Origin of the sequence: Haloarcula sebkhae (genome assembly GCF_014647415.1) — an archaeon.
Lineage (GTDB): Archaea > Halobacteriota > Halobacteria > Halobacteriales > Haloarculaceae > Haloarcula > Haloarcula sebkhae.
The window spans coordinates 13,065-27,060 of the sequence record NZ_BMPD01000011.1 but is presented as its reverse complement, the minus strand read 5'-3'; the positions used below and the strand labels follow the sequence as shown (position 1 = coordinate 27,060).

Genomic DNA, 13,996 nt, shown 5'->3' with positions numbered 1-13,996 from the left:
TAACTGTGTTTTCTCGTCTGATAGACAACCAGTTACCCGGTACAATAGAATCGCGGTCTAGGTCTGCCATCGGGTGAACAACCGGCTTTGTCGGTGGTACCCTATGTGCGTGTGCTGACTGGCTTCGCACGAGTCTGAGACATCAACCACAGACAGATGGAATAATGTCCCCTGTGAACGCCCGTAGCTGTGTACAACCCACTATGTTGAGAGTACCTGATGTCCTATCTTGACCAGTTCAGCGTAGCGCTCTGCGACTCGATGGATGAACGTATCGTCTCGGAGGGCTTCGACACCCTCAATCTCCCACGTATCAACGACAATCCGCATGGCCGTTCTAGAACTCACCGTGAACCCGTTATGCTCGAACTCACTGCTGTGCTCTCGAAGACTCTCAACGGCTTCACTATCACCAGATGAATCGATTGCGACCTTGACCTCTTGATCATCGTAGGGATTCACGCGTAATGCATACCGGACTCCACCCGGGTGAGTATCGGCCCTCGTTTCAAGATATGGGTAGTTCGTCGAGAGGTTACCAAGGACTGGATCGATGCTCTGAACAGAGAGCAAATCTTGGATATCTGGAAATGCTCTCGTGAACACATTTGTAGAGAATACTCGATCACCCGGTTTTGACGGAGCGGACGTTTTCGAACGTGATTCGTCGTAATCAATGACAGTGACCGCCCCGAAGCCGCTCTCCCCAGATGGAAACTGGAACCGCTGTACCTCTACACACTGCAAATCAAGGCCGCGATCCCGAAGCCATCGGGCGGAGTCACGCGTTTGGCCCGTGATCGATTCTGCAACGATAACAAGTCGCTGTGTCTGGTTCAGCTCCCACGGTTTGGAATCAGTCTCAAAGAAGGCATTAAAGGCAGACGACAGAGAGCTATGCTCGTCAACGATATCCTGTACTGACCACTCTCGGCTCCGGAATTCGGCGTAGAGATTGTCAAGATCATTGTAATCGTATCGATCGAGCGCCTGTGCGTAGAGCTGAGGTTGGCTGATGATGCTCCCCTCAGAAGCCGATCCAGAACCAGAGTCTCCACATTTGAGTTCGATGACAACCACGTTTCCATATCGATCGAGCCCTAAGAGATCAGGAACCCCTGTGGACAAACTTGGTTGCCGAGCGAATAGGAGAAGCCGCTCATCAAGAATTGCTTCTGGAGTATTGTTCAGCCACTCTTCTAACGCCTCCTCTCCTTCTCCGTTATCTTCACCAGCAGGAATGATCGGGTTTGGTTCAGCCGCAGTAGTAGTTTGAGGAGAGTCATTATTTTCGAACTGGTAGATTCGCATCCTCGGATCAGACTGGGCCTACTGGGATAAAACAGGGGCGAGTCGTTTCCTTTGTCTCCACATCTTGGGTAGCAGGCGAGTTTGTGGAACAGACGCCTCGCCATCACGACCATCGTCATCGCGCAGGTCCTGTTCGCGGTCGTCGGCCTCGTGAAGCTGTACGACCCCAGCGCCGAGGTTCTGGTTGGTATTCAGTTCGTTCTCGCGACGGCGCTGTCAACCGTCTCGACCGCGGCCTGGATGGTGCGGTGACTCAGAGATGGGCTGGTTCCGAGCAAGCGACGGCCCAATTGATAGCGGCGCAGCCTATGGCGACATCGACAGTGAGCCCGATCTGGCGGAGTTCATTCACAGCAACGAGAACACTCAGCTGGGTCTGACGAATCTGAAGTACGACGGCCGGCTCCTGAAGCTCGTCCTCTCGGAGAGTGGCTGGCTCGCTATCCACGATCCCAAAGATATGGATACGATCGAGTTCACGCGGTTCATCCACGACGATGGTGCTGCCGCACGCGACGGCAAAGTTGATGAGCTGAATAGCAGCCACGCTCTGTTATAACTCTAAGCGTCGATGAGGCGGTAGTCACACCATCAAGATTTTTTACAGAAGCCTCGATACAGCACTTGATGTTCTGGCTGTGCACCCGGTGTGAGACGGTTCATACACAGAACCCCGATGAGTGCCGTGAGTGCACCGCAACCACCTTCGAACCTGTCGCCGAGTCCGATATTCAGTCTAATTCACCGACGGGTCCGGATGCACTGGACGACGCAGAAACACTGACCTACGGAACAACGCCAGATCCCGGGTTTGAGTCCAGCCCTGACGTGGCTGTTGATGGCTCGGTCGAGACCAGCCAGCAAGATACGATGTCGGACCGCAGCGACGCGGGTGGTTCTGGACTCACGGCGACGGCTTGGCGTGTCTATCACACGCTTCGGGCAACGCTTCTCGCACCGGTTGCCCTATTCCGTCAGTACCTGCTCCCGATTCTCGCTTTCGCGACCGTCGTGGTTGTCGTGCTCTGGCTATTAACCTGACCCCTGCGGTGGCTACTCGGATACAACCGCTTCGAGTGCGTTCTCCCAGCAGGGTAAGTAATTGAGAGATTTTGAATATGCAACCTTATTGCTAATTGATTTAACTTATTTTTACTTGGTTATCACTACTGATACTCTGGACGATATTTTCATGTACGCACGTTCATGAGTAAAGGTATGTCAGAGAGTACTGCTGCTGCATCATTTTCCCAGAACTGGGAAACGCTTGCAGTTCATGACTGGGATGGCGACACTGAGCTTATCGTAGAGCTTGCAGAAGTTCTGGATGAGTTGTCTACTGATGACGCACCAGTACTGGATGAATACGTTGACGCTGAGTCGCTCTGCAACGGGCTTCAAGCAGTCGCAGGGCGACAGTTTACCGAGGTTCGTTTCTCTGTTGATACGTATGAGGTCCGGATCCGTCAAAACGGAGCAATAGAAGCTCGACGGCAGCTACATTCCGAATAGACAGGAGCTGTAGCCGCCTGGTTTAATTACTTGCCCTCATCGGTTTGTAGGTATCAAAGAGCATACGTGATCGTGACGGCTTATCGAGGTTACTTAGTCCTCGTCAAACACACCACGCAGATCACGGAGTGATCGCTCACCGATGACTCGCTGGCAGGCGCTGGATACGCTCCAGCAGGCCGGTGTGTTCGTCTCGATGTCACCCACGTACCAACGATAGACGAGGACGATTTTCACGAGCCAATCAATCCCCGCGGCGCAAACTTCCAGCAGTTGTCGATTGTTTGTGGAGGGCATCGATGAGTCCTATCAACGGTAAGTGACAATACCTTTCGGATATGCTCTGTTGAAGAGCAACCAATTCGTTTGTTTTCACCGGTTTAGAAGGATGAAGCCAAGGAATTGAATTCTGTCTTATGCAAGTCAAACTCCTCGGCTTCGGTCAGGAGCGTAGAATATCTCCGTCTTTGACCTCCCCAGCATAATCTGACGGTAATAGAAGTTCGTCTTCGCCCGCTTATTCAGCAAGTATCTTTTATGATACTGTGGCCAGCAGTGTCTAATATTACTGCTCAATCGCCTTTTCAAGACCTATAAACACTCATTTTCCGAGCTTGTTATTAGTGTGGGAGTATTATACTTGATGTTACTATGTCGATGCCGTGGACCACCTTCGCTGGCATCGGATATATTGGACTTTTCCTTCTTACTGGGGTTGGCTGTCTGGCATCTCTACCTCGGGCACGGACGTTCGCTGACATTGAGGTCAGGTACGGTTTAGTCGGATTGCTCAGCTTGACTGGGCTCTGGGCGCTGTTTAAAACAGCCTTTTTTGTTGTCCCTATTTCGTTGCAGTCGGCAATCTATACTATTGGTCTTATTTCCGGGTTTGGATCCGTCTGGGCATGGCTATACTTCGCGTCTGCCTATACTGGTCGGACACTACACAAGAATTCGACACTCCGACGCCTCAGTGGCGCCATTTTCGTCACTATTACCGCATTAAAGCTAACGAATCCAATACACAAACAATACTTTACCACTACCGAGGCAACGACACCGTTCCGGTATTTAGCCATCGAGCACGGACTTATTCATTGGGTATCGACCAGCCTCTCGTACGTTCTCGCAGCTATTGGCTTGTTTATGATATTTGAAATGTATGTCGAGTCAGGATACGATACGACGCCACTCGGTGTGCTGACAGCGTTGCTTGCTCTGCCCGTTACAATAGATCTCGTTGCCCTAGCGACCCCAGAATTAATCGAGTTTATCTATGCCCCTGTTGGGGTTGCGATCTTTGCTGTCGGGGTCTTGTTTATTTTCGGCGATCAGTTCCTTGCAGTTCGGACCACGGCTCAGGGTGATGCAGCTACGATAGTGCTGGACGAGACGAATCGAATTCAGGCCTATTCACCTGCGGCTGCGAATATTTTCCCGGAACTCGATGGCGCGACAGGCATGCAGCTCGACGATACAGTTCCAACAGTCGCAGCCACTGAAAACGGAGACACTGATCAGATTGTCGAAGGTAATGGAGATGATGGACCACGCTACTATCTCATCTCCCCTAGATCGATGACGATTGGAGGCTCGACAGTCAGGATTCTCGGGCTTTCCGATGTCACGGAGTCCGAGCGCCAGCGCCGCAACCTGATCCAGCGGGAGCGTGAACTCAACAAACGAAACGAGCTATATCGCGCTGTTATTTCTGCGAGCTTTGCATTTGTGTTTCAGATTGATACAGAAGCCAAGTTCAGCTTTGTTTCGCCGTCTGTTGAAGACTTTACCGGCTACAGACCGGACATGCTCAACGGTGAACCCATTTCGATACTGGGACCTAACGAGCAAACAGTCAAAGAAGCACGTGACTATCTCGATCGCATAATTAATAATGGTGAAGCTATCCAAGTCCGTGGCCACCCAATCGAAACCCGATCCGGTAACACGGTCTATGCAGATATCCGAGCAGAGCCAATATACGAGCCAAGTGTTGCGTCAAACGCACGGACCACTGAAGATATTATTGGTGCCCAAGTGATGGTACGGGATGCGAGTGATCGTCGTAAGCGCGAAGGTCTAATCAGCGTTATCAACCGTGTCCTGCGTCATAACGTGCGTAACAAGCTCACCGTAATCAATGGACATGCTAAGATGTTGGCAGCGGACCTTGAGGGCAACAGCGCATCAAAAGCAGACCGCATCCTCGATGCCGGTAACCACCTTCTCAATCTTAGTGAGTCGGCCCGCCGCATTGAATCTCACCGTGAATTGTCACCAAATCTAGAGTCGCTTGACCTCGTGCCGGTTGTTAGCGAGTTACTTGCACAACTCAATGAAGAGTACCCTGAAGCATCAGTGGCGATGGATATCCCAGAGACCGCAATTGCGGAGACGCAGCCACGGATCAAAACCGCGCTTTGGGAGATCCTTGACAACGCTGCACAGCACACAGGCCCGGAACCAACTATTGATGTTGATGTCTCCGTGACTGATGAACAGATTTTAATCAAGATCGGCGACTATGGGCCGGGGCTCCCAGAGACCGATCAAAAGGTACTGACCACTGGAGAAGAGGACCCGCTTGTCCATGGCCAAGGACTCGGGCTGTTCTTGGCTCATTGGATCATCACAAACCTCGATGGCAGGGTTTCTGTGGCGACAGCTCGGGGAACTTCTGTTGACATTCGACTCCCAACTCCCCAGAATGAAGAGACCGATGAGACGGATGACAGCAATGGCGGCGGTGGCGGTCCTCACGCTGACAACGACTGGAGCAACAATACTGGCGGGGGTGACAACGGCAGCGGAAGCAGTAATGTCGATGACAAGGCTGAAAGCCAGACTGACCACTGACACGTCTGTCCCGACCATCATGACTGACAGTACAACCTCAGATGGGGCTGCGGTATCGACTGACCACCGTGTTAGTGGATCTGAATCGGGAGACGGTGTTCCAGACGTACCACTTGGTTCCGTGGCTGACAGTTTAGGAAAACGTCACCTTCGGGTTGGTGGGGCAGGGAGTCCCAGATGCTGAGCGGCAAGATAGGGTCCAAGGGCTGCTAAATGTTATTGGATTGTCTAATTTTGCTGACGCCTGCCTGAAGGAACTCTCAGGCGGTATGAAACAGCGAGTCGGTTTTGCGCGCGCACTGTCTGTGGACCTCCCAGCAGTGTCTCACCGCCGCCAAAGAAGCCGGCTACGACGACGTGGTTGCAGAACTCCAAGAGATGCAGGACAGCCACCAGTACTGGGTTGAGTGTGTCCTCGAACAACTGAATACGGTCCGGCAAGTTGCGACGCGCTTTGACGGACTCGAAGTACACTCTTGGCCCGACGATGAGTTGGTACGTTCGACAAGCGGTCAACTTCGGTCGAAGCTCAAAGCGATGCGACAGGCTGTGTCACCGGAATCGTTCTCCGAGCACGATACAGACGCCTCGCCTGGGCAGTCGGAGTTAGCCCGGGACAGTGATTCTATACAGCATCTCATTTAATAGTCAGCCGCATCCTCCTCTTTCCATGCAGTAAATGTGAACTCAACAAATGCCATGTATATTAGCTGGCGACAGTCTCGCGTTTGAACAGCGTCAGCAGTTCTTTTGTACTCATTCTCTTCCCTAACCCGGGTACATGGGAGTTGTCTGGATGATCGACCCGGTTTCGGGGTCCAGTTCTACGTACGATTGAGCAGCCGTTCTCGTCATAAGCCGGTCGTCGTAGCGCCAGAGGTAGCGGTAGTAAGTGTGGTCGCCATCGTCGGCCTTGCTCGGTTGCGCTCTCCATAACACATCACCGTTCGAGTCAAAACAGACGACGTTTCGGGCGGTATCACACGCTATATCTGGATTGCTAACGCCCTCAGTGTCCTCCCGAAGCAAGACAAGTAGTCGGCCGTCGATCGGGTACACGTATTTGATATCCATAGGGAATCGGTGATTCCAGCCCTCTCCCTCAATCTGGCCTCTGTAATCGACGGTGATTTCGGTCTCCGAAAGCGCTGTTCGATACCCGATATCTGGGTCCGCTTCTCTCACTATGTCTGGGTATGATGTCCGACGTAGTGTCTTGCCGGGGTCGTACTCGATCGCAAGTGTAACTTGGCACTCGTCTGGTACGCGTTCCATGTCGTCGTCCCCAGTCCATGAGAGGATAAACGGCTCAAGACTGACATGTCCACGAATAGTTTCAGTATCAGCATCAGAGCAGAGGTCGATGTGATTGTACTCTTTCAAAGTATCTCCCCAGAGTCGAAGGACAGCCGTTCGCGGGCCAGTGACTGATTCGGTGTTCTTCTCTGCTGAATGGGGCTCGATCGAGACCGAGAGCCGATACCATGCTCGGATGTATCGACCCTTGGTTGGTAAGAACTCTTTTGCTATGTGAACTCGTGATATAGCTCCTGTCGAGAGATCAAATCTCCCTTCGACTTCTTCTTTTTCTGCCGTGGCGAAATCTTCCATGTATATCATGTTTGTAGCCATCCACTCACTATCTTCATAACTTACTTACTGTAATTTATACCCCTGTGTCTCAGACTCAAGTGGTCGATAACACAGTTTCCAGCAGCGTTTCTATCGATTCAGTTGGTGGGGACACGTGGGGACGGCCTTTCCAGATCCTGCTCTTGATGCCGATGGCAGTGAGTATCGTCGCGACGTGGACCGGTCGTCGCTAGAACGCAGTATCGTCGACAGCAATCCCGTCGAAGCGGTCGATCTGTTTCTGGAACGACTGTCGGCAGTCCTCGATATATTCCGGGTCTGGATCGGGTTCGCTTCGTGTCTGGTGGAGATATTCGAGTTCGATGGTCAGATACTCGTATTCGGAGGCGTCGTGGCCGTCCCACCACGAGGAAAAATGGAGGTGTCTGACGAGGAGGTTCTCTTCGTCGTCCCAGCCGCGAACAAGAATATGCTTGTCCTCGTCAAGAGTTTCAAGGTCAAGCACAGCACTGGAGACGGTCTCGCCGATTTCGTCTGGTGTGTCAGTCGGCTCTGCACTCAGCCTGAGCCGAATCGAATACAGAGCGCTGTGATGGCGCCCCTCCATCGGTAACAGTGTGTAGTCAACGTCGCAAAACTCGTAAGAGGCAACATCCGCGCTCTTTTTCTCTAACATTTCCGGATGTTTGAATTCTGCCCGGTACCCATCCCGTATCCCTTCGAACCGCACAATATATGTTTCTTCATTGAGGAGATCGCGCATATTTCGTTAATCAACGCGGTTAATATTAAATGATCTGATTAAGTACAACGTTAGACAGTATTCTGGCACTAAATATACTGAGAGTGTTATCTATGGCGTTGCACGACGTGAGTCTACGGGCGTGATTCTACTCTGTTCCGAACTGTCTAGTGCCCAGTGGGAGGGGTCCGTCGGGACATCCTGCCCCGTCTCAACTCCCCTATATATCCAGTTGTTGGACGAGCCGTTCGAAAGTGTGGATATGCGGACTCGCCGCCAATTGCAACGCGAACTACCCGAGATCTGGCGTGATACCAACAAGACAGTGTTGTTCGCAACTCATGACATCGAGGAGTCCGTTACGCTCTCGAACCGAGTCGTCGTCATGTCTGGTACGTCGGGACGCGTTCGAGTAACGGTTTCAGTTGCGGGATCTCGGCCTCGGAACCGCAGTGCCCAGTGGTTCGTCGGCCAAGTGGAAACACTGTTCGAGCGAATCAACTCGAATACGTAGGGTCTGAACGTGCCTTCTGCATGCATCGCGGTAGTTGGTAAACTACCTGCTGACTGATTATTCCAGTATCTCTGTGTCACGTCCTCGCACATATCTTTGCTGAGACGACGTGTCTGGCCGGGCATGGCTATTGCGCAGAGTGATGGGATCTAAAGTAGCTGTACACCAAGGCTACGCACACGTTGGTCAGAGCGTAACCCATGTCTCCAAACAAGTCCCTCCTATTCGCTTTAGTGTGTGGCCTCGCTATCGGCAGCCTCGTCTACCGATTCTTGCTTCCGGATTGGTTCTTCGCGCTTGGCATTGCAGCAGTGTACGCCGGTAGTGTGTACTTTTATTTCTCGTTCGATATCCCGTTGCTAGAAGAACATATCACGTTTCGGAAACATCCACACAGACTTGGCCATGCAGTTGGGATGTTCGGGCTGAGTATAAGCCCATTAGCACTCACCAAATATGTTGAATTACAAACACCAGAGGTCGCCGGAGTCCTTGTCTGGACCACTGGTGTCATTGCATACCTTCTCTTGATGTCAACCGCTCAAAGCCAAGAGTAACAGTGGAAGTCCAGATTTCAGACGACCCTCGTGGGGTTGAAATCCGGTATCCCCAGAGAGAGGTTGCTGTGGTGTATACCCACTAATTCATTTTAGCGGTCCTGTAACGGTGATTGCCCACAAACTTGGAATCTCAGTGCCCAACTCTGATTGGACCACTACTGACCGGTCCAGTGTCCGCTTTTTTCATCTTCAGAATAACCGGGCTTCGGTTCAGCTGTCCTATCGAATTCGAAGTATGTTTATTATTCAAGTATAATGAATTGATCGTCCTCAATCATGACCCAGCGATTCCCGGCCTCCGTCCGCGGTCTAGGCCTAATCGTTGCGAACTGTATTCCGCTGGTCGGAGTCACTGTCTGGGGCTGGGACCTCTGGCTATTACTCGTCGTCTACACAGCTGAGGCCGCCTGTTCAGTCCTTATCGCAGCTACGAAGGCGTTGTTCGCTAAGCAAGGTTCTCCGGGACGCCCCGGGCAGCACGAGCCGTTACATGAACTTCGGGAGAAACGCGGTGGTTTCAAGATCTATTCGGACTGGCCGCCAATATACCCGCGAAATATCCCCTTCGCGCTAATGGTGCTAGGGGTTTGGTTCGGGTTCATCGGGCCAATCAGCCTTGTCTATCTTTTGACGCTCGGACCTACAATTCAGCTCTCAGTGGGCCTCATAGTGAGTATCGTGGCGTTGGTCCTCTCACAGGTCGAAGAGTTCGTGGTCGAGTACATTGGTACCGATGAGTACCGCGACGTGTCCGCACAAGAGCTGATCCGGACACCAGCACAGTTGACCTTAGTGCTCCTCTTTATCGGGTTTCTCACGTTGGGCGGGTCCCGAGCCGGTCGAATGACGTTGCTAACCGGGCTCGTCGTCGGGAAAACGCTCAGCTCACTCTACCGGTTCTACGCGGATCATATCGGCGGGTCATCTCTTAGCGTGGATCTGGACCTATCAGATGATTTGCCTGAAAGCGAACCGCCACCGGAACTCACAATGCCTGAAGAGCCGGTGGAGGCTAGTGTTACTGTCGATAAGAGATCGGTTCTACTGGGAAGTCTCAGCGCCGTCGGGTTCGCACTAACCTCATGGTTCACAGTTCTCACTGTCGCGGCGTTTGTCATCGCGTTACAGATCGGGAACCCGGTCTGGATCGGGCTGCTTTCGGTCGTAGTTCTCTGTATCGTTGGAGTTCGTATACTGAGTTTTTATCTACGGTACGGAACAATTGAGTACCAGCGCCGGGGTGAGTTTCTGGTCGCCTACGACCGATTGTTGGAGTCCCCGCAATGGATCGCTAAGGTCGGTCCAAGAACCGATTTCTCCGTGATTAATGCTATCGTCGACCGGCTTCGCAGCACGGGGCGGCTACGGATCGCCGGGGTTGATTCGGTCAATCAAGGTAGCGTGCAGTTCGGCCCGCTATCTGATCTCGACGGAGCTATCGAGACGTTGGATCTACCAGTGTATCAAACGGATCGGCCAGACCGAGATCCAACGATCATCGCGGCTGCCGGCGGCTTGTTGCTCTTTTTTCTCGCAGTTCCAGCTGGGCTGTTTCTGGCCCCGGGAGTCGACTCTGGGACAGCCTACGCTTCACTGGTTGTTATCGGACCCTTCGCAGTAGTTCACGCGGGTATCTTGTTGTACGTCGCGCTGTCTCGGATCTAAGTGGAACTCCTCGCCGAGCCATCAGTGGAGTGTGGGGACTCCGGCGCAGCGACTAATAAATCACCGTTAGCTAAACTTCATCATGTCCGTAGCCACGGTCAGTATGCAAGTTGCCTACTGCAGCCGCGGGTACAGTAGCTCTAATAACCGGGGAACAGAAATCTGAGGCATGTTCCTCAGCAATGTTTTCGGGTTTCTTATGCGGTTTGGAATTTCTATATTGGCTATCGGTGAGTTTCTACTCGAGCTCTTCGGTGGGGCTATCACGACTTGGTTGGGGTTGATCGTGTCAAAAAGCGGGATAAAAAATATAAGACTGTGTTGAATCGCTATGGGGCGGTTGCATTTACTGTTTCACGGCACGTTTGATGTGGTAAACGACACACATTAGAGCGATTTCTCGGAACTCACGGAATTTTGTTGAGCCGCTGTGTCTCTAAGCTCTTCGAACAGACCTGTTTGCAAGACGACCGTATCCCCGCTTGGACAGGGAGGTAAACCTCCAAGAAGTGTGCAATGAGCTAGGCGATTTACACTACAGCCCGCACCCAAACACCTGATCTGTAGTGAACTCAGTCTTGTTACTTTCCGTTCTCAAGCACCGTTTTGATACTGACGGCGTCAGTAGCGTGTGCGTCGTCAGTGGTGTGACCACTGAGTACGGTGGTTGGTCTAATTGGAGCGTGTCATAGAATCCATCTCATAGCTTCTCAAAGCCCGGTTCGGTTCCTCGCTCGAAGTTGGTGATTGCAACGACGAGCCGCAGACACAACGCAAGGAACACTGACGACCGTGAACGCGTAGGACTGTCTGTGCACGGCGCTGATCTCCTCGGCGTCAGGCAGTCCCTCTCCGTCGGTATCATTGCAGGTGGAATTAGTCGGATGGGAACCGATCGTCCTCATTTTCAACCCAGTATGTGGTGTAGTGGTCGCCAGTCCATTGGTACGCTTCCGATGGAACGCCCGCATTCCATGCGTCTGGTGATTCAATGAGCACAAACTCCGGCTGTTTATCAGTAGTAATATTGACCGATTGCCGGGAAGGATACGAACCATCGGGATTGCTCGAAATCAGGTCAACAGGAACCCGCTTGAGTTCAGATTGGGTATCATCGTACAGGACAATAGCTATATCTTCGACATCGCGGTCGTTTGTCCCGTCCACATGGACATCTCCGTCCATATTGAACTGACCAGCCGATCGTTCGATAGTGCCGCTGAATTCGAGACTGTTCTCAGTTGCCTCCGGATACGTACAGCCAGCTGTCGAGACGAGAAGCACCAGCGTGACGATGATACCAATCTGATTTGCTTCGCTCATTGTGTGACTAGAAAAAGTTCTTCAACACTGTAAGAGTAGTACCGTCCGTCCATTAGCTGCGTCACCTAGTCTCTATCCCAGCCTGAAGACATTACGCTCCATTCGACGTTTCCATCGAGTGGCTATCTGACCTGCCGGGTCATCACTGTCGGTGATCTCTGCGATGGTCCTGACTCCTGAGACGCCGCAACGAGCAGGCCCAGAGCAGCCAGGATTCCGACAAGTGCTATAGCCCCGACTCCAACGTTGCGATCAATCATCTTCCAACTTCTCTATCGTTTGTGCTCAGTAACGTGAGTTCTGCGAACTCGTCCTGAAAAGTGTCGGCTACATCATCAAGCGAGCCGTGACACCTGACAATCACGCTATGTCCGGCGATTCACCACGGCCGATATTTTATATTTCGGTGTCTCGGATTAACTGGTAAGTCATCACGCTCCGTTACGATAGATTCGGTATAGTTCCCCGATTTTCGCTTTTCATAGTATGCGACCTCCACTTTTGATGTGCTCCAAAAATCTGGGGAGTCTATAATGACGTAGTCCGGAATCTGTGTACTACGAATAGTTACTGGGACAGTTGTGGATAGATCTCCCATATGATGCTTTTTGATCCGGGTTCCATTTGCATAGTACAAGTACACATTGAGATTATTGAAGGTCATATTCGCAATCCCCTCATTGTCGAGATCGCCTTCCATTATGAATTCATCTTCAACAGCAGTCATTTCGCCACTGAACCGAATACTCCCATTATATACTGGATTGCCAGCCTTACATCCACTTAAGGCCACCAATATGATGACCAAAGACAGAACAATCAGTTTGGAATTTGGATCTTTCATGGTTCTTTCGTAGTGGCTACTTCTTCAATATTGAATGCATAGTAAATCCGTCTGTCGTGAGTATGGACGACTTCATCTGACCAACCCGAACGCATGATCTTCCACGACTGAATGTTTTCCCACGGTCCGTCCCTGCAGCGAGTTCACGCTCGGCCGACAGCCACGTGTGAGCACTTTTATTGCGTGCTTCGGTTAATCCGGACTACTCTGCAAGTCTGTCAGCAACAGTACCTAGGTTCGCTGGTTGTGCATCTAGAACTAATTTTTTGAGGTCATTCAGGTATCCGGGGAAGTTCTGGCTCCTTGCATTTCCGATGACGAGCTTCCGAATATGTTTTTTCACCCTCATTTAATGTGAGGATGCTAATGTCCGTTGAATCATCGCAAGGAGTTTCGTCGGCGACTAGCGTAATGAATTTTGGAAGTGTTTCAGTCACAGTTGATATGTTTCGGATTCCATCATATCCTGGCGTGACAGTTCCGATATAATTACGAAAGACAACACTTTTCGAAGATTGATAGCCTACAACAGATACATTATGGAATGTTGCCCAATTTTCATCAGCATTGCGTGAAGAGCTTCTAACCTCTCCCTCTAGTTTGAATTTTCCGCTGTCAACAGGGATTATACTTAATGTCTTGAATCCCAAGTTTCTATTTCGCGGCTCAGACATACACCCAGCCACAGCCATTGGCAACACTCCGAAAATGCTTCTGATGATCGTCCGCCGTGAGATATCTTCAATCATCGACACTAGGTAAGTCATCGGTATCTACTGTGGTCAGCTCTTCAATACTAAACACAGTACGGCCGGGGCTGGCAATAAAACTATCACCCATGATCGGCCAAGAGTTGTCTTGGAACCTCGATGTCTCTTCGGGCGTTTGATCTTCTCTTCCTGTGATTTCTCTACTAATCACAGGGTGTCATAAAACGGTTCACACACCTCAGTAGCTCTTGGAAAACCAGTGCCTGAGAAGTGGAGATTGTTGCCAATATTCAGAAACAGCAGCAGCAGTCCTCTTCGGGATTTAATGTTAGCCGTTTATATGTTAATTAAACAGACAGATTGTAT

Annotated in this window: 13 protein-coding genes and 2 pseudogenes; 8 read left to right on the top strand and 7 right to left on the bottom strand. The window is 51.3% G+C overall.

The window, feature by feature from the left end; genetic code table 11:
• Positions 1 to 201: 201 nt before the first annotated feature.
• Positions 202 to 1,311, bottom strand: a complete 1,110-nt coding sequence (locus IEY38_RS20255) for a PDDEXK family nuclease (RefSeq protein ID WP_188980695.1) — start codon at positions 1,309 to 1,311, stop codon at positions 202 to 204.
• A gap of 81 nt (positions 1,312 to 1,392) precedes the next feature.
• Between IEY38_RS20255 and IEY38_RS20250 the strand changes: the two genes are divergently transcribed.
• From IEY38_RS20250 to IEY38_RS20235, 4 genes are all read left to right on the top strand, one after another.
• Positions 1,393 to 1,563 carry a hypothetical protein gene (locus tag IEY38_RS20250; protein WP_188980693.1) on the top strand — a complete coding sequence of 57 codons (171 nt, stop codon included), beginning with the start codon at positions 1,393 to 1,395 and terminating at the stop codon, positions 1,561 to 1,563.
• 7 nt (positions 1,564 to 1,570) lie between these two features.
• Positions 1,571 to 1,870, top strand: a complete 300-nt coding sequence (locus tag IEY38_RS20245) for a hypothetical protein (protein WP_229775404.1) — start codon at positions 1,571 to 1,573, stop codon at positions 1,868 to 1,870.
• 68 nt (positions 1,871 to 1,938) lie between these two features.
• A complete protein-coding gene (locus tag IEY38_RS20240; protein WP_188980691.1) occupies positions 1,939 to 2,352 on the top strand; it encodes an amino acid permease in 414 nt (137 codons plus the stop codon).
• A 177-nt stretch (positions 2,353 to 2,529) separates the two neighbouring features.
• Positions 2,530 to 2,823 carry a HalOD1 output domain-containing protein gene (locus IEY38_RS20235; RefSeq protein WP_188980690.1) on the top strand — a complete coding sequence of 98 codons (294 nt, stop codon included), beginning with the start codon at positions 2,530 to 2,532 and terminating at the stop codon, positions 2,821 to 2,823.
• Between the two features lie 93 nt (positions 2,824 to 2,916).
• On the opposite strand, the gene IEY38_RS20230 is transcribed toward IEY38_RS20235, so the two are convergent.
• Entirely contained in the window at positions 2,917 to 3,120 is a 204-nt protein-coding gene (locus IEY38_RS20230) for a hypothetical protein (RefSeq protein ID WP_188980688.1), read from the bottom strand.
• 354 nt (positions 3,121 to 3,474) lie between these two features.
• On the opposite strand from IEY38_RS20230, the gene IEY38_RS20225 reads away from it, so the two are divergent.
• From IEY38_RS20225 to IEY38_RS20220, 3 genes and pseudogenes are all read left to right on the top strand, one after another.
• A complete protein-coding gene (locus IEY38_RS20225) occupies positions 3,475 to 5,679 on the top strand; it encodes an ATP-binding protein (RefSeq protein WP_188980686.1) in 2,205 nt (734 codons plus the stop codon).
• Positions 5,680 to 5,762: 83 nt separating this feature from the next.
• Positions 5,763 to 5,990: pseudogene (locus IEY38_RS21895) on the top strand (ATP-binding cassette domain-containing protein); the annotation flags it as partial.
• Positions 5,991 to 5,994: 4 nt separating this feature from the next.
• A pseudogene (locus IEY38_RS20220) lies at positions 5,995 to 6,324 on the top strand (radical SAM domain-containing protein); the annotation flags it as partial.
• 123 nt (positions 6,325 to 6,447) lie between these two features.
• On the opposite strand, the gene IEY38_RS20215 reads toward IEY38_RS20220, so the two are convergent.
• Both IEY38_RS20215 and IEY38_RS20210 read right to left on the bottom strand, forming a co-directional pair.
• A complete protein-coding gene (locus tag IEY38_RS20215) occupies positions 6,448 to 7,299 on the bottom strand; it encodes a hypothetical protein (protein ID WP_188980684.1) in 852 nt (283 codons plus the stop codon).
• A gap of 202 nt (positions 7,300 to 7,501) precedes the next feature.
• Positions 7,502 to 7,879, bottom strand: a complete 378-nt coding sequence (locus IEY38_RS20210; RefSeq protein WP_229775403.1) for a hypothetical protein — start codon at positions 7,877 to 7,879, stop codon at positions 7,502 to 7,504.
• A 1,485-nt stretch (positions 7,880 to 9,364) separates the two neighbouring features.
• Here IEY38_RS20210 and IEY38_RS21460 point away from each other — a divergent pair.
• Positions 9,365 to 10,753 (top strand): DUF6498-containing protein, encoded by a 1,389-nt coding sequence (locus IEY38_RS21460; RefSeq protein ID WP_229775402.1) that lies wholly within the window; start codon positions 9,365 to 9,367, stop codon positions 10,751 to 10,753.
• 876 nt (positions 10,754 to 11,629) lie between these two features.
• Here the strand turns inward: IEY38_RS21460 and IEY38_RS20200 are convergent.
• From IEY38_RS20200 to IEY38_RS20190, 3 genes are all read right to left on the bottom strand, one after another.
• Positions 11,630 to 12,076: a hypothetical protein gene (locus IEY38_RS20200; RefSeq protein ID WP_188980680.1), complete on the bottom strand. Its 447-nt coding sequence runs from the start codon at positions 12,074 to 12,076 to the stop codon at positions 11,630 to 11,632.
• Positions 12,077 to 12,455: 379 nt separating this feature from the next.
• Positions 12,456 to 12,803: a hypothetical protein gene (locus tag IEY38_RS20195; RefSeq protein WP_229775401.1), complete on the bottom strand. Its 348-nt coding sequence runs from the start codon at positions 12,801 to 12,803 to the stop codon at positions 12,456 to 12,458.
• Between the two features lie 389 nt (positions 12,804 to 13,192).
• A complete protein-coding gene (locus tag IEY38_RS20190) occupies positions 13,193 to 13,594 on the bottom strand; it encodes a hypothetical protein (RefSeq protein WP_188980676.1) in 402 nt (133 codons plus the stop codon).
• Positions 13,595 to 13,996 lie beyond the last annotated feature (402 nt).